Source organism: Alteromonas sp. (genome assembly GCF_984505615.1).
The window spans coordinates 18,496-43,628 of the sequence record NZ_CFHOXV010000016.1; the positions used below are offsets into that span (position 1 = coordinate 18,496).

Sequence of the window (25,133 nt, forward strand, 5' to 3'; positions counted from 1 at the left end):
ATTAGAAACTATCCCAAAGTGCAGTTGCAGAGTATAAAGAAATTACTACAAAGAAATGACAATTTTTTGGCCAGCAGCGGTACTTTTTTGACCACATGGTCTGTACTCCCTGACAGCAAAGGGATGCAGGTATATCAGACAAAATTGATGTACAAGGAAGGGGTTGTGCCCGGGGATTCAGGGCACTGAAGAAAGTGGTGAGATAACAGGTTAGTTTTGCACCAGCGCGCTGGCCATCTCTTCGTTAAACCATTCTTTAATCATGGCTTTTTCGTAACCCAGGTGCGTATTTTGAGTGAAGGTACGGGGGTTATCTAAAAATCCCATATCCTTTAAGTCGACATCTGCACTCTTAACGACTTTGCCCGCTTCGTTAGTGAGGGTGTAGCTGAATTTAATACGCGGAATGTCCACCCGTTTCACAATGCGAACATCGGTGCCGGTGGCGTTGCCAAAGACAAAGCTGCTTGGCCACACCTGGCCGGCAAGATCCAGATTTGTCACCGTGATCGCCAGCTTGTCTTTTTCAGGCAGTTTCTCTGCCAGTTTGGCGAAGTATTCGTCCAGCGCTTTAAATGTACGTTCGCGGAACTTCACCCGGCTTTCATTAGCAGGACGTACATCAGTGTACTTCTCCGGCTTTTCCCAGGTAATTTCTGTGGTGGCAGACCATGCCTGTACAGACAGCAGTAAACTGCCGGCGGTCAGAGAAACCAGTGCAGTTTTAATCAATGTGTTCATGCTTTGCATCTCCCCGATAATTTCGGCCGCGTTGCCCGCGGGCGGCGAAAACATTCTCCGGTTATCCGGTGCCTGCTTTGAGTGGATTTACCGCGCCTCTCATGCGAAATCCCGCACGGACACAATAAACAGACACTTTGTTAGAGCAGTGATTAAGCAGATTGTTCCGCTAAATCACCATTATTAAAGCATGAAAAGATGAATGGAAGCTGAACCGCGTTCAGTAGTCCATCGCCAGCAGGCCGGTGGTCTCTATTGAGTGGCAAAACTGCGCCAGTTGCGCACCGTGGATATAAGGATTGATGTTGTCTGTACCGCAGAATTTCTTATGGAATATTTGCACACTGTGGCGGCTCGCCATGATACCGTCCACGTATTCCTGCTGGAAGGGACGAAGCAGGTCCCGTTGTGCAGCACTGATAGTATGAAGCTCAGCCAGTTCATTTCTGTCCTGCCAGGTAGCCACATAGGCATACCACTGGCCGACCACGTCCTGTGCGTCTTTAAACATGTACTGGACGAAGGGTAACCGAAGCACAAAGACCAGTACTACAATCTCTGAAACTACCACAAAACTACGCCACATCTGCTTTACTTTTTCCTGTTGTTTTCTGACTACCCCGGCCCGTTCCCCGCCCGGTAATAAATCATTGGTGACAATTAGCCCTGTAGATAATTTAACCGCTTAACGTCAAGTGCAACAGATTTGTTTTCATACTTATTTATGAGGTTTTATAAGCCTGAGTAGTATGCACAGAAGGGGTTTATTTGATCTATATTAAGTGTGACAGACATACACTTGTTATACTGCCCGCAGTACACTACACACCTGTGCCAGTTAAGGTTGCCTAATGAGCGAACAAATTCAGGTTAAACAAGTATCCACGGTAAAAGTACACCAGCCCGCCGGCGGCGTAAGTCATAAACGCCAGTCGGCACGCAGTCAGATTTATGTGCGCGCGGTGAAGGGCCCCATCGAAACGTTCCGCCGCCTGTTCGGTTTTATCTTCCTGGGTTTATTCGCCGTGATCCCCTGGATCCGCTATGATGGCCATCAGGCCATTCTTCTCGATATCATGGAGCAGCGGTTTACCATTTTCGGCCTGACTTTATGGCCTCAGGACCTTACCCTGCTGGCTTACATATTTATCGTCGGTGCTTTCGCCCTGTTTTTTGTTACCACATTTGCAGGCCGTGTGTGGTGTGGTTTTATGTGCCCGCAAACTACCTGGGTCTACATGTATATCTGGTGCGAGGAGAAAATCGAAGGTCCCCGAAATAAGCGTATCAAGTTGGATGAAAGGGCCATGGACTTCGACAAGTTCTGGCGCAAAACACTCAAGCACAGCGCCTGGATTGCCATTGCCCTGCTGACCTCACTGACGTTTGTAGGATACTTCACGCCAATCGGACAGTTGTTTATTGATTTTTTCACCTTTAATGCCGGCTTCTGGTCAGTATTTTCCATTCTGTTTTTTACCTTTTGCACCTACGGTAATGCCGGATGGATGCGTGAAATCATGTGCACCCACATGTGTCCGTATGCCCGTTTCCAGTCTGCCATGTTTGATAAAGACACCTTCACCGTGTCATACAATTATAACCGTGGTGAAAAACGCGGGCCCCGCCCCCGTAAGCTCAGTCATGAAGATCTGGCGACAAAACAGTTGGGAGACTGCATCGACTGTAACTTGTGTGTGCAGGTGTGTCCCACCGGTATCGACATCCGTAACGGTTTGCAATACGAATGCATCAATTGCGGCGCCTGCGTGGATGCCTGCAATGGTGTTATGGAGAAAATGAATTATCCGAAGGGGCTTATCAGCTTTACCTCTGAGGAAAGGCTGACCGGCGGAACCACCCATATCGTCAGACCCAAACTGATAGGCTACCTGATTGTCCTGCTGCTGATGGTCGGGTTACTGATTGCCGACATTGCCACCCGCACGCCGCTGGAAGTGGATTCAATCCGCGACCGTAATTCTCTGTACAGGGAAAACGGCAAAGGCAACGTGGAAAACGTCTATACCATTAAGATTCTGAATAAATCTCAGGATACCCACACCTATACCATTCAGGTTGAAGGCCTGCCCGATTACAACATTTTGGGTGACACAACCGTGACTGTGGGTGGCGGAGAAGTCTTCAGTATGCCAATATCTCTGGAAACCTCTCCGAAGAACCTCAGCGAGGCGGTAACGGAAATATCATTCCGTGTCCGTACTCAGGACGCTGAGGGCAATGTTGTGGAAGTCAATGAACCAACAAAATTCCTCTACCGGTGAAACACCTCAGGGTGATTTCGCCTTTTCCGGGCTCAGCCCGGATACTGTTTTAGACGCGCTGGAAACCTGTGGCATTTATCCTGAGTCCGGTTTACTGGCGCTGAACAGTTACGAAAACCGCGTATATCAGTTTAAAGCCGAAGACGGTCAGCGCCTGGTAGTCAAATTTTATCGACCCGGTCGCTGGACAGATGAACAGATCCTCGAAGAACACGCCTTTGCTCTGGAGCTGGCCGGTGCCGATATTCCTCTGGTGGCCCCGCTTGCCATCGATGGCAAAACCATGCAACAGGCTTGCGGATTCCGCTTTGCGGTATTTCCATCGGTAGGCGGCAGACAGTTTGAAGTCGACAACCTTGACCAGATTGAATGGATGGGCCGCTTCATTGGCCGAATTCACCGTGTGGCTCAGGCTAAACCCTTTGTTCACCGGCCTGAGCTGAATACTCAGAGCTTTCTGGATGCACCAAGAGATGTACTCACCCGCAGCCGCTTGCTGCCGTCACATCTGGAAACCGCTTTTTTCGCTATTCTCGATCCGCTGATCAAAGAAACCCGCCAGCGCTACCATAATTCAACCCTTATCCGCTTACATGGCGATTGCCACCCCGGCAATATTTTGTGGCGCGACGGCCCCATGTTTGTCGACCTGGACGACTGCCGCAGCGGGCCGGCCATTCAGGATTTGTGGATGATGCTTTGCGGTGACAGGCAACAACAGATGTTGCAACTTGATGTGCTGGTTGAAGCCTATGAAGAATTCCATTCATTTGATAACAGCCAGCTTACCCTGATAGAACCTCTGCGGGCGATGCGTATGGTGCACTATATGGCATGGCTGTCACAGCGCTGGGAAGATCCCGCTTTTCCCCGTGCGTTCCCCTGGTTTGCCGAAGACAAATACTGGGAAGGACAAATTCTGGCACTGAAGGAACAGCTGGCAGCCCTGCATGAACCGCCGTTGAAACTGGGTTACTAGCCCTGAGATGTGAGCGACTTGTCGCGTACGCTACCCGGACGGGAATTGCTGTGGTACTCTTTTTTTGTATTTTGGTTTTACGGATTGTTAAACAATGAAAAAAATAGGTTTATTTCTGCTGGCGGCACTGATGATCCCGTTGCAGGCCTGTGCAGATGACGTTAAATGGAAAGAAGGTACGCACTATAAAGTACTGGATGAACCGGCGACAGCCAAACCGGAAGTGTATGAATTCCATTCATTCTGGTGTGGTCACTGCTACCGCTTCGAGCCGGTTGTAGCTGAAATTAAGAAAGATCTGCCTGCCGGCACCAAGTTCACAAAAATTCACGTAAACTTTATGCCCGGTGCTTCAGAAGAAGCACAGAACGATGCTACCCGTGCCATGATGATTGGCCGTGCAATGAAAGAAGAAGACAAGCTGAACGGCGCAATCTTCAAGTACATTCATGAGCAACGTGCACCGGTAACAAATCTGGCTGATCTGAAAAACCTGTTCGTTGTTAACGATGTTGATCCGGCCGAGTTCGATAAGCTGGCTGCCAGCTTCGGCGTAAACAACATGGTGAAGAAGAACATCAAATTGCAGGATCAATACCGCGCCTACGTTCGTGGTACGCCATCATTCATCGTGAATGGCCGTTATCAGGCAACGTTCACCCAGGGCATGACTATGGATGACGTGAAAGACCTGATCGTGTGGTTGTCTACACAATAAGCTTTTTATAAATTACCTAAAACGCGCCGCACGGCGCGTTTTTTCTTTGCTACACAGGAATGCTTTTTATGACAGATATTCAGGCTCAGGCCGCTTTTATCCGTGAGCTCGATAATCTCAAAGCTGTAAAACGTCAGGTCCGCCTGCCCTGCGATGGTGACCGTCAGGAAAACAGCGCCGAACACAGCTGGCACGTGGCGTTAATGGCATCGGTACTGGCACCGTACGCAGAACAAAACGTGAATATTCACCGTGTCATACAGATGATTCTTATCCACGACCTGGTTGAAATCGACGCCGGTGATATGTTCGCTTTTGCTGAAGCGGCCGATCACGCTGAACAGGAAGCAAAAGAATTTGCTGCCGCAGAGCGCATCTTCGGATTACTTCCCCGGGGCCAGGGGGAAACTTTGCTGGCGCTGTGGCACGAGTTTGAAGCTGCAGAAACCCCCGATGCTAAATTTGCCAAAGCCATGGACAGAGTATTACCGGTGTTTCAGAACATGGCAGCAGAAGGCGGAAGCTGGGTACGTCACGGGGTAGCAAAAGAGAAAATTCTTGCCCGCAACGCCCACTTGCAGCAAGCCGCCCCGGGCTTATGGCGCTATGTAAACGAACAACTTGATTTGGCCGTTGTGAAGGGATGGCTGAAAAACGGTGACGGGGCATAGCCTGGTTGAGCTGAGGGATGTCCGCAAATCGCTCTCACACAGTTCAACAAGCACTGAACTTTTCTCTTTTCATTTTGGTCCTCAGGTAAAAACGCCAGTTTTATTTGGAACAGCAAGAGGGTCGTTTTATGATGGAAGTATAGATATTCGTATGCTGTGCTGGATCCTTGTTAAATTTCTCTGCTGTCATTAAATGTTGTCTTCTGCTTCCACTGTGGTTATTGCTCTGGAGGCTGTCTGTATTTCTGGAATATGCACCCCACGCGAGCCTCTGGTTTCCTCCTGCAGGACTTACCTTTGCAGCTTTCTTACTCATGGGAAGCAGATCTGCAACGCTTGCTGTATGGCTTGCCTGCATGCTCTCTACGTTCTGGGAAAACAGCTTATTTAATGCATCCAGGGATACCGCTGAACTGTTAACTTCCGGCGGTATCTTCGCCACTTTACACACGTTCCTGTATGGTGGAGGCGCGTTACTGCTCAAGCGCCAGATGGCGCTTTCAGCGTCTTTTAACTTAGTCACTCTTGTGACCAGATTTTTGCTGATTGCCGCTGTCAGCAGTCTGGTTCTGGCGGCAAGTGGGTTGGCTCTGATTTATTCTTACGATGGCGTCGACAGCCTGATTGCCTGGTGGATTGGGGATATGACGGGTGTTGTGGTTATGACCCCGATCTTTGCCGGCATAGTCACCCGTTTATTTCCACGTTACTCATTCATGCCGGAAATTAATTTTTATGATCGCCCGAAAGCCCTTTCGACGTTTATCTGGAAACTGGTACTGACAGGTTTGCTATTAAGCATAATTTTAATCACGGCAGAATGGCTTAACTCAGAGGAGATAGCATGCTTCATTTTCTTTCTCGCTATTCCTGTCACCTGGATTGTATTTACTGAGACACCATTCAGAGCCAGTATCAGCCTGGCTGCAGTGAGTATTCTGACAGCGGCTATAGTGGCTGTTATTGGTGTAGACACGCAGGCCTATATTTACCAGTTCGGCATCAATGTCATCGCCTGCAGTGCTTACTTTACTATGTGCGTCCCTGCACTGGCAGCAGACAACCGGGCACTGTTTGAAAAAGTACATATAGATTATCTGACACAGGCCTTAAACCGTGAACACTTCACGGCTCTGGCTGAACAGCAGTTGAAATACGCGGCACGTTACGACAAGCCGGTCAGTCTGATAGTGTTTGATGTGGACAAGTTCAAAGTGATTAACGACACCTACGGTCACTCTGTGGGTGACAATGTACTCAGAGAGATTGCTATTTGTGTGCGTAAAAAATTACGCAAAAGTGATGTGTTCGGGCGGTTTGGCGGAGACGAGTTTGTTTTACTTTTACCCCGGACAAATGTACACAGGGCCAGACAGGTTGCCGCTACGTTAAGAAAAAACATCTCACAACTTTCGTTTGCTGGTTTTGAGTTCACTGCCACTTGTAGTTTCGGTGTTGCTGAAGCAACTACAGGCGCTCCATTTGAGCAGGCATTTGATGAGGCTGACAGAGCGCTTTACGATGCAAAAAAAGCCGGCCGGAATCGCATCATATAAGGTTCCGCCGCATTCACCACTTTACGTAATTTTTCATTTTCGCTCAGACAAACCTACTCACTGCCTTTTCTGTCCAGCACCTTCTGCCAGTCGTCAGGGTTATTCACATTCATCAATTCGTCTGCAAATTGTGGCAGGTCTACCGCTTCGCAGCCGAAACAATTGAGTAATCTGCGCAGGGATAATGAGGACTGCTCTTTAACGCATTGCTTCAGGTTATTCATGCCCTGCTTCGAATAGCAGATCACCAGTGGCATAATAGCATCACTGGTATATACGCTGGTCTCACGCTGGCGGCTCTCCTGCAGAATTGCCTGCAGGCACGAGGCAGTACAAAGGGGCATGTCTACCGGCATCACCAGTAATCTGGCACCATCCTGAATACGGGCCTGGCCGAGCATACTGAAAAGGGCCATAGCCGGCCCTTTATCTTCGTATAAATCGGTAAAATCGCAGTCTGTTTTGCCAAGGGTGTAAACCATCTCACAAACACCTGACAATGTTTGCCGCGTAGTATCCAGCAACGTCAAACCATTCAGTGTCAGGCGGGATTTATCCCGCCCCATTCTGGATGACTTGCCGCCGCAGAGTACTAACCCTGCGGTTTCATGACTTAGAATTTCGCGCCGATCCAAACCCATACTTTGTCAGTGTCCACTTTAATATCACCGGCAGAATACGTACCGTATTTCAGACCCAGTGTGAAATGCTCAGCTACTTTTGTAACGTATTGTACATTGATTTCACTACCGAGATCACTGACCCCTTCAGTAGCTTCATTTGCATCAAACGCGTGGTAAGCTGCCAGCCATTTACCACCTGCCAGACCGCCACTGACGGTATAGGCCAGGTCTTCAAGGCCCTGTGCCGGCGTAGCAAGGAATTGATCCGTCCAGCCGTTAAACTTATGCAGGGTTGCCAGCGGTGTAGAGAAGCCGTACATGCCGTTGTCTGAACCCAGTACTTCATAAGTCACTTTAGCCGTGATGCCGGAAACCACTGCACCACCTTCTAACATGTAATAATCGGCATCATAGCTGGCCGCCGGGGTATCGCTGGTTTGCGTGGCATATTCAGCATTATAAATCCACTTCACGGAGTCCGTTGTGGTGCTGCCGGCATAGCTGATGCCGTAAGTATCGAGTCCGTTATCAATACCGTTATCCACTTCCAGTAAGTACGCATACGCCGTGAACTTACCGATATCGCTGCTGTAAGACAGGTTCAGCAGATGATCTTTGCTGTCCAGGTCTGCCGCTTCAGCGAAAATACGGTTACGTTGGGTAACATAACCGTAAAACGCAGACATATTACCGGACGTGTACTTTGCGGTTACCCCGTCGAAGGTCTGCCAGTCCTGACGCCAGCCAACGTGACCAACAAAGCGGTGACCGTCCAGTGCAATAATCTGACGACCACCTTTGATGGTCAGGCCTTCATTTTTATATTGCACAAATCCCTGGTGCAGCTCGGTGGTTTCCGGGTCTGCGATAACGGAATATTCTCCTGCCTGATAACCGGCCGGTGGCACTGAGTAATCGCCCTGCCCTAAAGCAATACGCACATCTTCCATTTCAGCAGTGAAAGAAAAACCTTTGTAACTGCCGGATGTAATTCCCACCATTGTACGTAGCGTCAGGGCATCAGCGTCAGCCAGCGCGTTATCCTGTTGCACACCCTCGTAACGCAAATTAAAGGCTGCCGTGGCAGTGGTTTCTTTCATTGCGTCATACCAGTCGGCTGCCATAGCCGGGGAAAAGACACCTGTGAGCGCAACAGCAAGCAGTGTGCGCGGGTACATTGCAGTTAGTTTCATCGTGTGTTCCTCTGATTTTGAGACAGAGATAGCCCGCCCGTGCCTTGCAGCTGAGCTATCCTATTGTTTTTATTAAATTGTGTGCTTTAGTCAGGCAGCATCAGACTTTTTTGCTGATGTAGCCTTAGTGTTTTTTGAATCTTTTTGACGGCTGTTTACCGGCTCAACTTTTTTCTGTTTTTCGTACAGGAAGGTGAGTACTTCATGGCGGTAATGGTTGTATTCGGGGTTATCTGCCAGCACCAGACGATCCCGTGGTCTTGGCAAATTAATATCCAAAATTTCGCCAACCGTTGCAGCCGGACCGTTAGTCATCATGACGATGCGGTCAGACAACAAAACGGCTTCATCCACGTCATGGGTAATCATGATGACGGTATTACCAAGGTCAGCATGAATGTCCATCAGTGAATCCTGCAAATGGGCACGGGTCAGTGCATCAAGGGCACCGAAGGGTTCGTCCATGAGCAGTACTTTAGGCTCCATAGCCAGTGCACGGGCAATACCAACACGCTGTTTCATCCCGCCGGAAATTTCCGAAGGCAGCTTGTCAATAGCATGGGTCATATGCACCAGCTCAAGGTTGTGCATCACCCAGTCTTTGATTTCGGCTTTAGACTTACCACGCAGAGTTTGCTTAACAGCAAGCTCTACGTTTTTGTAAACGGTCAGCCAGGGCAGCAAAGAATGGTTTTGGAAAACTACCGCCCGTTCCGGACCGGGCTCTTTCACCTCTGCGTTGTCCAGAATGACTCCGCCGGAAGTTGCCTGATGTAAACCGGCAACGATGTTCAGTACGGTGGACTTACCACACCCTGAGTGCCCGATTAATGATACGAATTCGCCTTTGCTGATTTTCAGGTTTACGTCCCGTAAAGCAGTGAACGGGCCTTTCGGGGTAGGAAAATCGATACCTACCTGCGTCAGTTCAAGATGTTTTGCAGTCATATCTGTTTCTCCTGATTAGCGTAATACGCTGTTTTTGTCCCAGCTCACCATGCGCTGAAACATCAGCATGATGCGGTCCAGTACGAAGCCGATAGCACCGATAGTCAGTACAGCAACCATAATTCGGGCCAGTGATTCTGAGCTGCCGTTCTGAAACTCATCCCACACGAACTTACCCAGCCCCGGGTTTTGTGCCAGCATTTCTGCGGCAATCAATACCATCCAGCCAATACCCAGCGACAAGCGCAAACCGGTAAAGATCATCGGAATTGAGGCAGGTAAAACAATTTTAGTCAGGTGCGTAGGCGGCTTGAGACGCAGTACGCGGCTTACATTCACCAGGTCTTTGTCGATGTTAGATACACCCACAGCCGTATTGATCAGTGTTGGCCACAAACAGCACAGTGATACCGTGAATGCAGAAGTGACAAATGACTTTGAAAACATCGGGTCGTCTGACACATAAAGGGCACTGACTACCATCGTTACCAATGGCAGCCAGGCCAACGGAGACACGGGTTTGAAAAGCTGGATAAGAGGGTTAATCGCGGTGTAAGCAGACTTGCTTAGTCCGCACATGATCCCTACCGGTACAGCGATGACCGACGCAATAAAAAAGCCGACCATAACGGTGTACAAGCTTGTCCAGATTTGATCAAAGAAGGTTGGTGCGCCGGTAAAAGGACGAATTTTCGGTACATAGTCCGGGTCCTTTGCTACCCGCGCAGCATTACGTTCTTCCTGACGCTCGTAAAATGCGTCAGCCTTTTCACGTTGCGCATTGTGTTCATCCATGAGGGTCAGCGCCTGCGTCCATACCTGTGCCGGACCAGGGAACTGGCCCAGTGACGTATCGATGGTTTTTGCTACCCCGTTCCAGACGGCGAGGAAAAGCAGTAAACCAATGACTGGCAACAACAACGCTTGCAGGTTTGATAATATGACCTTGCCCATATTGCCTTCTTTTAATCCAATGGATGTGACTAATGACGCTGACTTGCTCATGTTCGTCTCCCGTATGCGTAATTAAAGTACGGTGTCGCCTTTCAGGCCGATACCAAAGCTTTCCAGATAAGCATTGGGCTTAGTACCGTCGTACGTTACGCCGTCAATGAATTCTGATTGAGGTGGTTTAAAACCAGATTCTGAGTCGAAATCAGGGAAGTCTGCAGCTTTCGCTTTACCTTCCGCGATTAGCGCTTTAGCAGCAACGGCGTAGATGTCAGGGCGATACACTTTCTTCGCCATGTCCATATACCAGCTGTCAGGTTTCGCTTCAGAGATCTGACCCCAACGACGCATTTGCGTTAAATACCAGATTGCATCGCTGTAGTAAGGGTAAGTAGCGTTGTAGCGGAAGAATACGTTGAAATCAGGCACCTCACGCTTGTCGCCTTTTTCGTATTCAAATGTACCTGTCATGCTGTTTGCCAGTACCGCTTCGTCTGCACCTACATATGAAGGTTTAGAGAGAATTTTTACCGCTTCAGGACGGTTAGCGTTGTTGTTTTCATCCAGCCACATCGCTGCACGGATCATCGCTTTTACCACACGAAGGTGCGTGTTCGGGTACTTTTCGGCCCATTCGTTGCTGACACCGAATACTTTTTCCGGGTTGTTTTTCCAGATTTCATAGTCGGTAATAACCGGTACACCAATGCCTTTAAACACGGCTTGCTGGTTCCAGGGTTCACCTACGCAATAACCGTAAATGGTACCCGCTTCCATGGTGGCCGGCATTTGCGGCGGAGGTGTCACAGACAGCAGTGCCTGAGCATCAATCTGACCGGATGTGTCACCTTTGTGCGGTGCATAGAAGCCCGGGTGAATACCACCGGCCGCCAGCCAGTAACGCAGCTCGTAGTTGTGGGTAGATACCGGGAATACCATGCCCATATTGAAAGGCTTGCCCGTTTCACGGTAACTGTCGACTACCGGCTTCAGGTAATCCGCTTTAATCGGGTGAACTGGTTGACCGTTTTCCTGAGGGATGTGCTTTTCCATCTCCTTCCAGATGTCGTTGGAGACGGTGATACCGTTACCGTTTAAGTCCATGCTGAATGCAGTAATAATGTGCGCTTCAGTACCGAAACCGATGGTTGCACCCAGAGGCTGTCCGGCCAGCATATGTGCACCGTCAAGCTGACCGTCAATAACACGGTCGAGCAGAACCTTCCAGTTTGCCTGCGCTTCCAACGTGACATACAAACCTTCGTCTTCGAAGAAACCTTTCTCATACGCAATAGCCAGAGGTGCCATATCAGTCAGTTTGATAAAGCCGAATTTAAGTTCTTCTTTCTCGGGCCAGTCAATTTCCTGTGCTGTAACAGCTGAGACGCTTGCGCCTGCCATTGTCAACGACAGAGCCAGCGTAGATGCCAGCGCTTTTACTTTCTTTGTCAGACCAAATAACGGTTTTGACGCTTTCATGTGGGTTCCTCGTTGCCAAAAAAAAACCCACCACCTTAGCGAATGACCGCTAAGGTGGTGGGCTTCGTTGCCGCACTCCAAATCACTTTGGAGCATGAATAAGTTGTGAGCGCGTTACTATTAATGTTCTTTTAATAAGCAGTAACTGTCGCAAATTGGTTATTGCATCAGGTATGCCAAAAATTAAAAGATATTAATATCAGCCACTTAGCAAAATACTGCATTAGAAAAGGTAAAAGGTGTTTCAAAATTGTGCACAAAAAGCGCGCATTGCGCTCAATTGGGATGCAAATAGAAACCCGCCGACATGTATCATTAAGGTGCAAAAAAACATTAAATTAACAAATCAGGCAGCTAAACTGCCTGATTTGCGCTATAAAATGCAGAATGTTGCCGGCAACGGCAAGATGGAAAATTCAGCCTTACAAAGACTGAGTGAAGGGTAAAGCTTGCTTATCTCTGTTTTGCCAGAGAGTAACAGCCAGCTTCGCGGCTTCCTCTGATGACAAGGAATCTGTCAGCATCAGATAGCTCACCAGTGTCGCATGAACGGCCTGCTCACCATATTGATGCTGAATATCGCCGCGCCAGAAAGCCAGCATATCAGCAATGTCCATTTCCCTGTCTTTCATAGCCCACTTTTCCGTAAAAGCAGGTAACACTGCCGTTTCCGTTTCACCTTTACGGGTAATAAACAAATCCGTAGGCCTTTCACTGTTCACTTCCGGATCGCCACCATCTCCCCGGAAACACAATGAATCCCACGCAGTGAAGGCTTCATTGACGTGCCGGTGTTTGTGGTCAAGATGCATATGATAAACCCCCTGCACACAATACGGGGCTACCGTAGGATTCAGTAACCGCGCCAGCGTATTCGCACAGGAACGCAGCGCAAAAACTTCGCGGAGCTTTATTAACGTATTCAGCGGCGGCAGAACCACGCCTAAATCCAGATAGCTGGCATTGAAGCTGTCCAGTTGAGACTTTGCTTCGCTGATTGATGTCACAGCCTGTAAGCCCAGCGTTGGCAGCACGTGGCTGGCATATAACCGACCGGAACCGGGTTCATGGGCACCGTGCAGAAAAACCCGTTTGCCTGTTTTTGCCAGCAAAGCTGCAGATAAAAGGTACCAGGGCAACTGGCGTCTTTTACCGGCATAACAACCAATATCTACGTCAGGTTTGAGTGTTGCTAAATCTTGCGGGATAAGTTGATGGCATGCCTGAACAAAACCAATGACTTCTTCGGGGGTTTCTTCGCGGGTACGGAGCAACATTAAAAATGCGCCCCGTTGATCACCGGTCACTTCGCCGGCCAGCAGCATTCTCATCGCGGTGAATGCTTCTTCGCGGGTCAGACTACGGCTACCTTTCTGACCCTTTCCTATTATTTTGATGTACTGACTAAATTCCTGCGACATGGGTTACCTGCTGAAGCAGCGCTGTGGAGACCTGTTGGCGAGACTTTACCACCTCTCCGAAGATCAACAAAGCAGGACCTTGCAGGTTTGCTGACGTTACCTTTTCAGCGATAGAAGAAACAGTGCCGGTGATCACTTGCTGGTTGGGAGTGCAAGCGTTCTCAATCACCGCCACCGGAAGGGTTTCACGAATACCGGCATCCACCAGCTCAGACGTGATTTTGCTCAACCGGGACAATCCCATGTACACCACAACAGTTTGACGCTGCATGGTATCTGCAAGCGTTGCCCAGTCGGGCATCTGGTTTTTATCTTTAAAACTGGCGGTGGTTAATGTCACCGACTGCGCGCAGTTGCGCTCTGTCAAAGGAATGCCGGTATAAGCCGAAGCCCCTGAAGCGGCAGTGATCCCGGGCACAATGGCAAACGGAATGTCAGCGGCTTCCAGCGCAGCGGTTTCCTCACAGGTACGGGCAAAAACTGCCGGATCCCCGCCTTTTAGCCGCACCACATTTAATCCTGACTGTGCCAGCTCAACCACCCGCTTACAAATGTCATCCTGCACCATTGAATGCTTGCCTGCCCGCTTTCCCACGAATTCCGTTTTCACATGACGGGGAATTTCTGCAATGACAGACTCATCCACCAGCCAGTCAAACAACACCACATCGGCCTGCTGCAGGCACTTCCATGCTTTAATTGTCAGCAACTCTGCATCGCCCGGACCGGCGCCGACAATAAACACCTGTCCCTGTTTTTTCTCACCCGTCAGGGATGCCGGCGTCGCAGGCTGCATGACACGGTGACGTTGCTGACCGGTCATCAGCTTACGGAAGAACATTTGCGGCAGTTTTGCGATGGCTGAATTAATCATGGAGAATCACCTCAGGTGTAACTGCTTTTGCAGTTTGAGTAGAAGAATAACTGTCGAGCATCTTCTGCAGTTCCGGTTTGCAGGAACCGCAGTTAGTACCGCATTTAAGTTCGTTGCCCAGTCCGTCGACAGATGAGCAACCTGCCTGTATGGCTGTTTCAATGGTTTTTTCACGAACGGAGAAGCAACTGCATACCAGTTTTCCGTTGAGGAACGCTTCATCAGGTGTACCGCGCAACAGATTAGCCAGCAACTCTGAAGAGATGTCATCCTGTTGCAGACAACTGTCCAGCCACTCATCAGGTAAAGCACGGTAGCTCTGTTCCAGCCATAAACCGAAAACAAAACGATTCTCACTGGTTGCGATGACCGTCAGACCTTTTTCATGCTGACGGGTAACGAATAACCAGTGCGCGGGAAGCACGCATTTTAAACTGCTGAACAGAACCCCGGTGTCGTTGTTGCTGGCGATGCGGAAGGCCGTACCGCCGTCAGTGGTGGTTTTCGCCCAGTAATCAAAAGCCGGAGACAGAGCCGCTGCCACATCAGCGTCGCTGATAATCATTTGTCCGTGTAAATTAAAACTGACTGCAGCAACACTCACCGCGCCCTGTTTCAGTTCAGGCTGTCCGGATAATGGGTCGTGGGCGCCATTAAATAACGCACCAAGTGTCAGGTTAGAGCCCCAGGTAGCAGACCAGTGAATAGGCGCAAAGCAATTGCCTTTACGCAGTTGTTTATCTTCAACCACAGGTAAAATAACCGGCTCACCGGTATTGCAGGCGCTGTTCACAGCGACCAGTTCCTGTGCTGACAGTCCAAGCGCTTTTATATCTTCAGGGTGCAAAGACAGTTGAGAATACGGTGCATGCTTGAGCAATTTCCCTGCTTTACCTGTGCGGGTCATGGTATGCCACTGGTCACGACTGCGACCAGTGTTAAGCACAAACGGAAATGCTGTTGTGGTTTGCTGTTCGGGCAAACGGGGTGAAATCGCGATAAACCGGGCTTTTTTATCTGCGGTAAAAAATGCGCCGTCAGCAAACAAGCGTGTCGCGCCGGCTACTGTTTTTTCCGGCACGGGCCACTGCACAGGACGGAAGTTATCGTATTCTGCAATTGTTAAGCCGCTAAGACCGCCCAAATCCAAAGCGCGGTCGCCGTGATTCTCAAAAGCAGTCAGGCGGGCATGTTCATCGAAGATTTCAGCCGGGTGCTGGTAATCAAAATGTTCTGCAAACCCCATCTTTGCAGCCACAGCACATAACGCCTGCCAGTCATGTCTGGATTCACCTGCCGGTTTCAGTAAACCGCGCTGGCGTGAAATACGTCTTTCTGAATTGGTTACTGTACCGTTTTTTTCTGACCAGCCGGATGCCGGCAGCGCAATATGAGCAAACTTCAGAGTATCGTTTTTAGTCACCATATCCGATACCACAACCATATCGCATTTGCTCAGTGCCGCTTCGACTTCACAGCGATTTGGCATGCTCACCACGGGGTTGGTGGCCATGACCCAGACAAACTTCACTTTGCCTTCATTAATGCGCTTAAACAGATCAACCGCTTTTAACCCCGGCTTATCAGCCATACGGGGCGATTGCCAGAAACGTTGTACCAGGTCACGGTGCTGTGCGTTGTCAATATCCATGTGAGCAGCCAGCATGTTCGCCAGTCCGCCTACTTCGCGGCCGCCCATGGCATTAGGTTGTCCGGTGATGGAGAACGGACCGCTGCCTGTTTTGCCAATTTTGCCTGTTGCCAGATGGCAGTTGATAATGGCATTACCTTTATCTACACCACTGGTGGACTGATTGATGCCCATAGAGAAAAAGGTAATGGCCCGCTGACGTTCGAGGAACAGCGTGAACAGTGCCAGTATATCGTGCTCCGGTACGTCGCATTCTTCAGCCACACGGCTCAGCGAATATTCTGCCGCACTGGACAGTGCCGCCTCAAAACCACTGGTAGAAGCGGCGATAAAATCAGTATCCAGGCCTCCATTTTGTGCCAGAAAATGCAGCAGACCATTAAACAGCACCGCATCAGTGCCCGGTTTTAACGGAATGTGCAAATCGGCCAGCGTGGATGTATCTGTTGCCCGCGGATCAACCACAACCACTTTCATATCCGGATTTTGTCGTTTTGCCCGCTCCATACGCTGGAACAGCACCGGATGTGTCCAGGCGGCGTTGCTGCCTGTAAGGATGAGCAAATCCGTCTGCTCCAGGTCTTCGTAGTTGCACGGTACGATATCTTCCCCGAAAGCGCGTTTATACGCGGCAACCGCAGAAGACATACAAAGTCGTGAGTTGGTGTCGATGTTCGCGCTGCCAACAAACCCCTTCATAAACTTATTGGCGACGTAGTAATCTTCAGTGAGCAGTTGTCCTGAAACATACAGCGCCACAGCATCAGGTCCATGCTCATCAATCACCTGTTGCATTTTTTCAGCAATGGCGCTGGTTGCAGTGTCCCAGGATACCGGCTTGCCGCCCATCTGAGGCTGAGTCAGGCGGCCAGTAAGATCATTGGTTTCAAGCAGATTGGTGCCTTTCACGCACAATCTGCCGAAGTTGGCCGGATGTTCAGGCGTACCGGTAAGGGCTTTAAGCGTTGTTTTATTGCCTGCTGTTTCCAGCGTGATGTCCACACCACAACCAACGCCACAGTAAGGGCACGTTGTCTGCGCAAGCGTTGGTGTCCTGGCAACACTCTTAGGGGCAGACTGTACTGAAATTACTGTGGCGCGGGCGTGATTCATGGTAGTTACCTGTGCTTTTAATGGTGGTCAGCAGACCTTTTAAACCGGAATCTTACAATGCAACCTGTACGCGGCCGTCTTCAAGACGGACATCGTATACAGACAGGCTGACTGCTTCATTCTCGACACATTTCCCCGTCACCAGAGAGTAATGCTCTTTGTACAAAGGAGAGGCAATCACGGCTTCACCTTTAACAGAACCGACAATCCCGCGGTACATCACATTGGCTTTACCTACCGGGTCCCAGTTTGAGACTGCATAAAGGTTGGTGCCGCCAGCTGTATTCAGGGCGAAGATCGCAACCTGTTGTTCGTCAATCAGGGCGCAAACGCCACTATTGGCAACCAGGTCACTTTGTTCACAGATGTCGTGCCAGCGCGGCATAATTTCTACAGATGCTTGCATGATGTTGTCTCCTTAAACCAGTTCTACCGGAATACGCGATGTACCCGCAATTTTCTCTGCCTCTGTGGCAGGGCGGATCTGACCACGCTCGTCTACAAACTGAATGTTTGAATCGCTCTCTTTACTGTTCACAAATTGACGGAAACGCTTACGTGATTCAGGGGACTCCAGTGTGGTTTTCCATTCGCACTGATAAGCATCAACCACAGCCTGCATCTGATCTTCCAGCTCCTGACAAATACCCAGCGCATCATCAATCACAACAGATTTAAGATAATCGAGCCCGCCTTCCAGGTTTTCCATCCACACAGATGTACGCTGTAATCTGTCAGCTGTTTTCACGTAGAACATCAGTACACGGTCGATATATTTCACCAGCGTTTCATCATCAATATCGGTGGCGAACAAATCTGCGTGACGGGGCTTCATACCGCCGTTACCGCACACATACAGGTTCCAGCCTTTTTCCGTTGCAATGACACCAATGTCTTTGCCCTGGGCTTCTGCACATTCACGGGTACAACCTGATACTGCAAACTTGATTTTGTGAGGTGCACGCAGGCCTTTGTAACGATTTTCCAGATCAATAGCCTGACCTACAGAGTCCTGTACACCGTAGCGGCACCAGGTGCTGCCCACACAGGATTTAACCGTACGCAGTGCTTTGGCGTAGGCGTGGCCGGTTTCAAAACCACCGTCGACCAGTTCCTGCCAGATATCAGGTAACTGCTCTACGCGGGCACCGAATAAATCGATACGTTGTCCACCGGTAATTTTGGTATACAGACCATATTTCTTAGCCACTTCACCAATCAGGATAAGACCTTCAGGGGTAATTTCACCGCCGGGTACACGGGGTACAATGGAATAAGTCCCGTCTTTTTGCATGTTACCCAGGTAGGTATCGTTGGTGTCCTGCAGAGGCAAATTAGTTTGCGTAAGAATGTAGTCATTCCATACTGAAGCCAGAATAGAACCCACTGCCGGCTTACATACGTCACAGCCCAAACCGCTACCGTGCTTTTCAAGCAGTGCATCGAAGCTTCGGATCCCTTCCACTTTCACCATGTGGTAAAGCTCCTGGCGGGTAAAGTTGAAGTGCTCACAAATGGCTTTTGACACTTCCACACCACGTTTCTCGAGCTCGCTGTCCACCACATTTTTTAGCAGTGCTGCACAACCACCGCAACCCGTTGCCGCTTTGGTCGCTGACTTCACGTCGCCAACACTGCAGCAACCGCCGTCGATGGCTGCCGAAATATCGCATTTCGCTACGTTGTGACAGGAACAGATAGTTGCTGTATCCGGCAGCGCGTCAGCGCCCAGAGCAGGCTTGTCTGACGAAGAAGGCAGAATAAGAGATTCAGCGTGCTCAGGCAGTTCAATGCCGTTTAACGCGTATTGCAATAAGGTATCGTAATCACTGGTATCACCTACCAGCACTGCACCGATAACCTGCTTTTGTGCCGCATCAACCACCAGCTTTTTATATACGCCGTCTGGCTGGTTGTGATAGGTATAGCTCAGTGCGCCCGGGGTTCTGGCATGTGCATCACCGATAGAGCCAACTTCTACGCCCATCAGTTTAAGTTTGGTACTCATGTCTGCACCGGCAAACTCACCTTCTTTACCGGCGATGTTTGCTGCAACCGCACGGGCCATGGTGTAGCCCGGCGCAACCAGACCAAAAATACGGTTGTCCCATAACGCACACTCACCGATAGCATAGATGTCGGGGTCTGAAGTCTGGCACTGATTGTTAATGACAATACCACCACGTTCGCCCACTGCCAGCTCCGCTGACCGGCCCAGGGCATCCGACGGGCGTATACCGGCAGAGAATAAAATCATGTCGGTTTCTAAGTGTGAGCCGTCGGCAAACACCATGCGGTAGCGGCTTTGTTCACCGGCCTCAATCACCTGGGTAGCTTTTTGTGTATGTACTGTTACGCCCAAATCTTCAATTTTAGTGCGCAGCAGATCACCGCCCTGCCCGTCCAGCTGAACGGCCATCAACTGAGGCGCAAACTCAACCACGTGTGTTTCTACACCGGCTTGTTTCAGTGCGTTTGCTGCCTCAAGACCCAGCAATCCTCCGCCTACTACCACGCCAGTTTTACTGACGGCAGCAGAGGCTTCGATGGCCTGCAGATCTTCAATGGTACGATAGACCAGACAATGAGGCTGGTCGTTACCCGGAATAGGTGGAACAAACGGATATGAACCGGTTGCCATCACCAGCACATCATAATTAAAGGTGTCAGTTTTGGTGCTGACGGTTTTGTTCTTACGGTCAATGCTTTCGACCCGGGCATTCAGCTTAAAGTTAACGCCCCACTTGGTATAAGTTTCTTCATCTGTCATGGCCAGATCGGCAGCCGTTGCACCGGTAAACCACGAAGAAAGATAAACACGGTCATATGCCAGACGGTTTTCGCCACTTAACACTGTAATGTCACAGGGGTACTCACTGGCGACCAGTTGTTCAACAAAGTGGTGACCAACCATCCCGTTACCGATAACGAGTACTTTTGGATGTGTTGTTGATGTTGTCATTGTTTAACCCTTTCTTTGAGCCATAAAAAAAGCCCACACTCAGATAAACTGAACATGGGCTTCTTTGCCTGATACGCACTTAACGTGCACAAATTGTTTCCTTACACAGCGTCAGGCTCTTGCCGGCCTTTAACTTCACGCTATGTGGATATCTACGTGATATCGCTTACGGTTATGTATTGGATATAGCAGGTATGATGCCAGTTTGAGCAATGTCTACAGATCAATAAGTTAGCTTAAACTGCGCGATTCAGATGCGTATTCTGCTTCCGGAAACACGCACCTTAACACTGCAATTGCACCATTTTAGTGCCAACCTTGTCCTGACCGGCAACCTCAGGCGCAACTAACCGGCTTAACCTAATTTATCCGTTGCTACCCGATAACGCGGGTCTTCATTGACATTAATTTCAACAAACTTATCGGCTTTTGTAAGCAAGCCACGACACTCTGAACTGATATGCCGGATGTGCAGCTTTTTACCCTGCTCTTCATATTTACCGGCCAGACTGTCCAGCGCATCGATACCGGAAGAATCCCAGATTCGGCTGTTATTGAAATCGATCACCACGTCATTCGGGTCATTAGCTACATCAAACAACTCTTTAAAGTGATGAATCGAACCAAAGAAAACCGGTCCGCGCAGCTCATAAACCTTCCAGCCATCGTCATCGATGTGGGTTTTTGCTTCAATGTAACGGGCCGCTTTCCAGGCAAATACCAGTGCCGACACAATCACACCAACAACAACAGCAATGGCGAGGTCAGAGATAACGGTTACCGCTGTTACCAGGAACAGCACGAATGCATCTTCCTTATTCACACCACGGATTATGCGGAACGATGCCCATTCGAAGGTACCGATTACCACCACAAACATGACGCCAACCAGTGCAGCAAGGGGAATCATTTCAATCAGCGGCGCTGCAAACAGGATAAAGCCAAGCAGTACAACCGCTGCAGTAATCCCTGACAAACGGCCACGACCACCTGAGTTGATGTTGATCATCGACTGTCCAATCATGGCACAACCGCCCATACCACCAAAGAAACCGTTCACGGTGTTTGCCACACCCTGACCGATACATTCTTTGTTTCCGCGACCACGGGTATCTGTCATCTCATCGATAAGCGTGAGAGTTAATAGCGATTCAATTAAGCCAACGAGGCATAAAATGACTGAAGTTGGCAGGATAATCATCAGCGTATCCCAGGTGAACGGCACCATAGGGATAGAAAAAGTTGGCAGCTCACCGGCCAGTGTGGCCGTGGCTTTTTGATCTGCCGGCAATAAATCACGGACAAAATCGATAACGGTACGGGCTTCTAAGTCCAGACCATGTACCAGCAGTGTAATGGTGACGATAGCTACCAGCGAGGCTGGAACAGCCTTTGTCAGCTTGGGCAAGAGATAGATGATTGCCATTGTCAGCCCCACCAGGCCCAGCATGATATACAGCATGGTGCCTTGCATCCATTCCAGTGAGCCCAGCGCATTTTGCACTTTAAACTGACCTAACTGGGCAAGGAATATAACGATAGCCAGGCCATTTACAAAGCCCAGCATCACCGGATAGGGTACCAGCCGGATGAACTTACCCAGACGGAATACCCCGCACAATATTTGCAGCAAACCTGCCAGCACCACAGCAGCAAAAAGATATTGCACGCCATGCTCAGCAACCAGTGCCACCATTACAACGGCCATGGCCCCTGTTGCACCGGAAATCATGCCCGGACGGCCACCGATGGCAGACGTAATGAGGCCCATCATAAAGGCCGCATACAAACCAATCATAGGTTCTACACCGGCAACAAAGGCAAATGCCACAGCTTCAGGTACTAAAGCCAGTGCGACAGTAATGCCAGACAGCACGTCGTTTTTAACATTGCTGTCTTTGCTATTAATCAAATCAAACATGGGTGTCCAATTATTCAGTACATGGTTAAAAAACGGTCGGCGATTCTATCACCATCGCCCTGCAAAGTCCTTTAACAGAATGTTAAAACCGGCTGTCTTGCTGTCAGCAGTCATAAGGCTAATTTCTTTATAAACTGATCTTTATTAGTCCCACAGTGACAGTTATTTAAAATCTTAGCATGTAGATAATAGACGTATCACTTAATCCTGAGTGATTCTGCATTTTTAAGGAAAAACAAATGAAAAAAGATAACCAATTAACGGAATTGTCGGAAACTGAAATTACACTTGTGAATGGTGGCGTGAGTGACGATGCTATATACGGTGCCAGTGTTGCGAGTGCACTGACTTTTTTAGGCTTGGGGCTTAGCTTGACGGGAGTGCTTTCTCCTATAGGCGTGGGTGTAATGCTTGGCGCTTCAATCTTTTCAAGCGGCACTGCAATAGCGTTAACGACTGCTTGATTCCCATTGTTTTGCGGGCATCAATTTAGTGCCTGCAAATATCTATATACAGGAGTTAGGATTATGAAATTTGAAAGCATGAAACAATGTGTCCCATTAGCGTTGGTCGTGACCGGCATATCGACAATATTCATAGCTAATATCTTTAGCGTGAAACCTTCTGAATATATTTTCGCGGTCCCGGCCGCATTCTTGGTAAGCCTGACTATCTGCTATTTATTTTCTCAGTACAGAGTAAAGTAATTTTATTGAATATGCATCAACGGTCAATGCAGCTTGTAAATACTAACAACTTCCATATGAATTATGCAATCACTGGCTGCCAGAAAAAGGTACAGCGGCTCTGTAAGGGTTACAGTAACCTTCAGTAAATGTGAGGCAGAGGATGTGCAGCCACATTACATACAGCTCTCTCATGGCAAGGGCTGCAGCACAAAGTATAGCTGACGGCATAAGGACTGCATTCGGGATTAGTTCGGGGAAGCCGCGGACAGAGTGGGAATTCACATTTAAAACCGTCAGCCGCATGGATGCGGCTGCCGAGCGCCCAGGGATGGGTTTACCGCGAGTTTTAAATGTGAATTCCCTTTCTGGCCAGAAAGGCTTCCCGTCACTGTTCCCGAAAAAGGAGAAATTATGTCTATTGTAAAAACTGGTTCTGCGCACTATCAGCCGCTGGGTAAAGAAGGCAAAGGCCATGTGAGTACCGGAAGTGGTGCCTTGACTGATCAGCCTTACGGCTTTAATACACGTTTTGAAGACAAGAGCGGTACTAATCCTGAGGAACTGATTGCTGCTGCTCACAGCAGTTGCTATGCCATGGCGTTGTCGTTTGCGTTATCAGACGCAGGTTATCAAAACGGTGATCTAAAAGTTGATGCTGAGGTCACACTGGAAAAAGACGGTGATGGCTTTACCGTAACGAAATCTGCATTAACCCTTGAAGCTAAAGTAGACGGGATTGATGAAGATAAGTTTGCAGATATCGCGAAGGGCGCAAAAGAAAACTGCCCGATCTCTAAATTGCTGAACGCGAAAATCACTCTTGATTACACTTTACAAAGCTAACCGGCCGACAAGCAAATGAAGCCGGGGACGGTCTCAGTAACTGCACCTGTGAAATTGTGCTTTACTGTGACCGTTCATTCTGGTGTGGGTAGTCCCCACAAATACAAAATAAATCGGAATGAGGCTGGAACGGGAAAATAAATCGAGCTGAATTCACTAAGTGTTTCACTGTTCAAATTTCTTTACAAAAGGTTACATTTATCCGGGCGTTCTTAATGTAGTATGAGAATTTTTGGAGGGAAACCAATGCTTTCAGACGCAAGGGAAGTGCTGCAAAGGGTCCTGAACCCGGTCAGTTACGACGATTTTTTCAATTCCTACGTAGGTAAAAAGCCGCTAATAATCAAAGACAACAACCCTTTCAGGGCAGCGATTGGCGGTACATCTCCAAGGGAAAAATTACTCCGGGGACATCGCCGGTATGCCCCCGCGGTGACCTGTCATTCTCATGCCCCTAAGCTCCCTCCACCTGCGGCAACGGAAGTTGAAAACGAACAGGCTTTTTATCAGCTGATTTCTGATCACTTTAAGCGTGACTATACTGTCCGCATTCCCGATGTCACCGGGCTGTCACCTGAACTTACGAATTTTACCCGTTCGCTTGAAAAGCTCATTCAATCACCGGTCAGTGTCGTCGTATTCTGGAGCCATCAGGGTGCACAGGCTCCGGTGCATCACGATGAGGTGGATGTCATTGTCATACAGTTGGAAGGCACAAAACGCTGGTTTATTTCCGACGCACCACCTTCCTTTCCTACCCGATGGAAAAAGGCGGGTTCACTCCCTCCTCAAATGCCCCGTTATCAAACGGTTGATGTGAAAGCCGGTGATTTTATCTACTTGCCACGGGGAACTGTTCATACCGTGCAGTCGACTTCAGAGTCAATCCACTTATCCATTGGCTTTGTCCCTGTCACCGTCAGGGATACAGTTAATGCTGTTTTAGATCATTTAACTGAAGTTAGTTTGCCGTTACGGAAAGACATAGGTCCGAGAGCGGACTGCCTTGCGTCAAATAATGCACTGGAGCAGGTTTCTCAGCAGGTGAAGGAGCATCTGCAAAGCTTATTGAGTGCTGCTCAACACGATCAATTTATTATGGAGTCACTTAAACGCCAACGGGCACGACTGATTCAGGATATGCCAAAATTGACGCCGTCAGCGACTGCGCGGCATCCTGTCTCCGTAAATACTTATGTTCAGCGAAGTCCCCTTGCCATGGCCGAGTTAGTAGAGACAGACAAGATTCTTGATTTATCTGTTCCCGGCGAACAAATACTGATTCACCCCGGCGTAAAAGCACAATTGCAATTCATGATAACGACGTCTGCATTCAGGGTTGCCGATATTCCGGGTGAAATAGGTGATGATGTACGTGTCGCCCTGACACAGCGTTTGCTTGCCTGCGGCTTTCTTGAACCTGCGCCTGCCCGCCAATAATCATCCATGATTTACCGTGCAAAAGCGGAGTTCAGCAATTGCATTTGGCGGGCGACCTGTCAAACTGTGCGTTTT

At 49.2% G+C, this 25,133-nt stretch carries 21 protein-coding genes; 8 read left to right on the plus strand and 13 right to left on the minus strand.

The features are described from left to right. Nucleotides 1–210: 210 nt before the first annotated feature. Nucleotides 211–741: a DUF3016 domain-containing protein gene (locus AC4PME_RS10850; protein ID WP_349584126.1), complete on the minus strand. Its 531-nt coding sequence runs from the start codon at nt 739–741 to the stop codon at nt 211–213. A gap of 220 nt (nt 742–961) precedes the next feature. Continuing rightward, entirely contained in the window at nt 962–1,327 is a 366-nt protein-coding gene (locus AC4PME_RS10855; protein ID WP_491046053.1) for a hypothetical protein, read from the minus strand. 265 nt (nt 1,328–1,592) lie between these two features. Here AC4PME_RS10855 and ccoG point away from each other — a divergent pair, with 265 nt between their 5' ends. The 5 genes from ccoG (at nt 1,593) to AC4PME_RS10880 (ending at nt 6,950) form a co-directional block, all read left to right on the plus strand. Beyond that, entirely contained in the window at nt 1,593–3,026 is a 1,434-nt protein-coding gene (gene ccoG, locus AC4PME_RS10860; protein WP_491046054.1) for a cytochrome c oxidase accessory protein CcoG, read from the plus strand. Beyond that, complete coding sequence (locus AC4PME_RS10865; RefSeq protein WP_303573780.1) at nt 2,998–4,005, plus strand: serine/threonine protein kinase; 1,008 nt, start codon at nt 2,998–3,000, stop codon at nt 4,003–4,005. The genes ccoG and AC4PME_RS10865 overlap by 29 nt, the downstream gene beginning before the upstream one ends. A 94-nt stretch (nt 4,006–4,099) precedes the next feature. After that, on the plus strand, nt 4,100–4,723 hold the full coding sequence (locus tag AC4PME_RS10870) for a thiol:disulfide interchange protein DsbA/DsbL (protein WP_119500069.1): 624 nt from the start codon (nt 4,100–4,102) through the stop codon (nt 4,721–4,723). A 68-nt stretch (nt 4,724–4,791) separates the two neighbouring features. Beyond that, entirely contained in the window at nt 4,792–5,394 is a 603-nt protein-coding gene (locus tag AC4PME_RS10875) for an HD domain-containing protein (RefSeq protein WP_491046055.1), read from the plus strand. 167 nt (nt 5,395–5,561) lie between these two features. After that, nucleotides 5,562–6,950, plus strand: coding sequence for a sensor domain-containing diguanylate cyclase (locus AC4PME_RS10880; protein WP_491046056.1), 1,389 nt, complete (start codon nt 5,562–5,564; stop codon nt 6,948–6,950). 53 nt (nt 6,951–7,003) lie between these two features. On the opposite strand, the gene mobA is transcribed toward AC4PME_RS10880, so the two are convergent. The 11 genes from mobA to AC4PME_RS10935 all read right to left on the minus strand — a co-directional run bounded on the left by mobA (nt 7,004) and on the right by AC4PME_RS10935 (nt 22,086). Beyond that, nucleotides 7,004–7,591, minus strand: a complete 588-nt coding sequence (gene mobA / locus AC4PME_RS10885) for a molybdenum cofactor guanylyltransferase (RefSeq protein ID WP_491046057.1) — start codon at nt 7,589–7,591, stop codon at nt 7,004–7,006. Continuing rightward, nucleotides 7,564–8,766: an alginate export family protein gene (locus AC4PME_RS10890; protein WP_491046058.1), complete on the minus strand. Its 1,203-nt coding sequence runs from the start codon at nt 8,764–8,766 to the stop codon at nt 7,564–7,566. The genes mobA and AC4PME_RS10890 overlap by 28 nt, the downstream gene beginning before the upstream one ends. Nucleotides 8,767–8,856: 90 nt before the next feature. After that, complete coding sequence (locus AC4PME_RS10895) at nt 8,857–9,714, minus strand: ABC transporter ATP-binding protein (protein ID WP_119500064.1); 858 nt, start codon at nt 9,712–9,714, stop codon at nt 8,857–8,859. A gap of 15 nt (nt 9,715–9,729) precedes the next feature. Then, complete coding sequence (locus AC4PME_RS10900) at nt 9,730–10,719, minus strand: ABC transporter permease (protein WP_119500063.1); 990 nt, start codon at nt 10,717–10,719, stop codon at nt 9,730–9,732. 21 nt (nt 10,720–10,740) lie between these two features. Then, complete coding sequence (locus tag AC4PME_RS10905) at nt 10,741–12,066, minus strand: CmpA/NrtA family ABC transporter substrate-binding protein (RefSeq protein WP_491046089.1); 1,326 nt, start codon at nt 12,064–12,066, stop codon at nt 10,741–10,743. Nucleotides 12,067–12,566: 500 nt separating this feature from the next. Continuing rightward, entirely contained in the window at nt 12,567–13,565 is a 999-nt protein-coding gene (locus AC4PME_RS10910) for a glycosyl transferase family protein (protein ID WP_491046059.1), read from the minus strand. Then, on the minus strand, nt 13,549–14,439 hold the full coding sequence (gene cobA / locus AC4PME_RS10915; RefSeq protein ID WP_490708308.1) for a uroporphyrinogen-III C-methyltransferase: 891 nt from the start codon (nt 14,437–14,439) through the stop codon (nt 13,549–13,551). Before cobA ends, AC4PME_RS10910 begins: the two co-directional genes overlap by 17 nt. Further along, nucleotides 14,432–17,203 (minus strand): nitrate reductase, encoded by a 2,772-nt coding sequence (locus AC4PME_RS10920; protein WP_491046060.1) that lies wholly within the window; start codon nt 17,201–17,203, stop codon nt 14,432–14,434. Before AC4PME_RS10920 ends, cobA begins: the two co-directional genes overlap by 8 nt. Nucleotides 17,204–17,255: 52 nt before the next feature. Then, nucleotides 17,256–17,609: a nitrite reductase small subunit NirD gene (gene nirD / locus AC4PME_RS10925; protein ID WP_119500057.1), complete on the minus strand. Its 354-nt coding sequence runs from the start codon at nt 17,607–17,609 to the stop codon at nt 17,256–17,258. Between the two features lie 12 nt (nt 17,610–17,621). Beyond that, nucleotides 17,622–20,165, minus strand: coding sequence for a nitrite reductase large subunit NirB (gene nirB / locus AC4PME_RS10930; RefSeq protein ID WP_491046061.1), 2,544 nt, complete (start codon nt 20,163–20,165; stop codon nt 17,622–17,624). A gap of 355 nt (nt 20,166–20,520) precedes the next feature. Continuing rightward, nucleotides 20,521–22,086 (minus strand): SulP family inorganic anion transporter, encoded by a 1,566-nt coding sequence (locus AC4PME_RS10935; RefSeq protein WP_491046062.1) that lies wholly within the window; start codon nt 22,084–22,086, stop codon nt 20,521–20,523. Between the two features lie 239 nt (nt 22,087–22,325). On the opposite strand from AC4PME_RS10935, the gene AC4PME_RS10940 reads away from it, so the two are divergent. The 3 genes from AC4PME_RS10940 (at nt 22,326) to AC4PME_RS10950 (ending at nt 25,058) form a co-directional block, all read left to right on the plus strand. After that, nucleotides 22,326–22,550: a hypothetical protein gene (locus AC4PME_RS10940; RefSeq protein ID WP_349584089.1), complete on the plus strand. Its 225-nt coding sequence runs from the start codon at nt 22,326–22,328 to the stop codon at nt 22,548–22,550. 636 nt (nt 22,551–23,186) lie between these two features. Then, nucleotides 23,187–23,618 (plus strand): OsmC family protein, encoded by a 432-nt coding sequence (locus AC4PME_RS10945; RefSeq protein WP_491046063.1) that lies wholly within the window; start codon nt 23,187–23,189, stop codon nt 23,616–23,618. Nucleotides 23,619–23,864: 246 nt separating this feature from the next. After that, nucleotides 23,865–25,058, plus strand: a complete 1,194-nt coding sequence (locus AC4PME_RS10950; RefSeq protein ID WP_491046064.1) for a JmjC domain-containing protein — start codon at nt 23,865–23,867, stop codon at nt 25,056–25,058. Nucleotides 25,059–25,133: the final 75 nt, after the last annotated feature.

What these genes read in the sequence shown, in the direction of transcription:
- AC4PME_RS10850 (WP_349584126.1), bottom strand. Translation starts at nt 741, where the DNA reads ATGAACACATTGATTAAAACTGCACTGGTTTCTCTGACCGCCGGCAGT.
- AC4PME_RS10855 (WP_491046053.1), bottom strand. Translation starts at nt 1,327, where the DNA reads ATGTGGCGTAGTTTTGTGGTAGTTTCAGAGATTGTAGTACTGGTCTTT.
- ccoG (WP_491046054.1), top strand. Translation starts at nt 1,593, where the DNA reads ATGAGCGAACAAATTCAGGTTAAACAAGTATCCACGGTAAAAGTACAC.
- AC4PME_RS10865 (WP_303573780.1), top strand. Translation starts at nt 2,998, where the DNA reads ATGAACCAACAAAATTCCTCTACCGGTGAAACACCTCAGGGTGATTTC.
- AC4PME_RS10870 (WP_119500069.1), top strand. Translation starts at nt 4,100, where the DNA reads ATGAAAAAAATAGGTTTATTTCTGCTGGCGGCACTGATGATCCCGTTG.
- AC4PME_RS10875 (WP_491046055.1), top strand. Translation starts at nt 4,792, where the DNA reads ATGACAGATATTCAGGCTCAGGCCGCTTTTATCCGTGAGCTCGATAAT.
- mobA (WP_491046057.1), bottom strand. Translation starts at nt 7,591, where the DNA reads ATGGGTTTGGATCGGCGCGAAATTCTAAGTCATGAAACCGCAGGGTTA.
- AC4PME_RS10890 (WP_491046058.1), bottom strand. Translation starts at nt 8,766, where the DNA reads ATGAAACTAACTGCAATGTACCCGCGCACACTGCTTGCTGTTGCGCTC.
- AC4PME_RS10895 (WP_119500064.1), bottom strand. Translation starts at nt 9,714, where the DNA reads ATGACTGCAAAACATCTTGAACTGACGCAGGTAGGTATCGATTTTCCT.
- AC4PME_RS10900 (WP_119500063.1), bottom strand. Translation starts at nt 10,719, where the DNA reads ATGAGCAAGTCAGCGTCATTAGTCACATCCATTGGATTAAAAGAAGGC.
- AC4PME_RS10905 (WP_491046089.1), bottom strand. Translation starts at nt 12,066, where the DNA reads ATGGCAGGCGCAAGCGTCTCAGCTGTTACAGCACAGGAAATTGACTGG.
- AC4PME_RS10910 (WP_491046059.1), bottom strand. Translation starts at nt 13,565, where the DNA reads ATGTCGCAGGAATTTAGTCAGTACATCAAAATAATAGGAAAGGGTCAG.
- cobA (WP_490708308.1), bottom strand. Translation starts at nt 14,439, where the DNA reads ATGATTAATTCAGCCATCGCAAAACTGCCGCAAATGTTCTTCCGTAAG.
- AC4PME_RS10920 (WP_491046060.1), bottom strand. Translation starts at nt 17,203, where the DNA reads ATGAATCACGCCCGCGCCACAGTAATTTCAGTACAGTCTGCCCCTAAG.
- nirD (WP_119500057.1), bottom strand. Translation starts at nt 17,609, where the DNA reads ATGCAAGCATCTGTAGAAATTATGCCGCGCTGGCACGACATCTGTGAA.
- nirB (WP_491046061.1), bottom strand. Translation starts at nt 20,165, where the DNA reads ATGACAACATCAACAACACATCCAAAAGTACTCGTTATCGGTAACGGG.
- AC4PME_RS10935 (WP_491046062.1), bottom strand. Translation starts at nt 22,086, where the DNA reads ATGTTTGATTTGATTAATAGCAAAGACAGCAATGTTAAAAACGACGTG.
- AC4PME_RS10940 (WP_349584089.1), top strand. Translation starts at nt 22,326, where the DNA reads ATGAAAAAAGATAACCAATTAACGGAATTGTCGGAAACTGAAATTACA.
- AC4PME_RS10945 (WP_491046063.1), top strand. Translation starts at nt 23,187, where the DNA reads ATGTCTATTGTAAAAACTGGTTCTGCGCACTATCAGCCGCTGGGTAAA.
- AC4PME_RS10950 (WP_491046064.1), top strand. Translation starts at nt 23,865, where the DNA reads ATGCTTTCAGACGCAAGGGAAGTGCTGCAAAGGGTCCTGAACCCGGTC.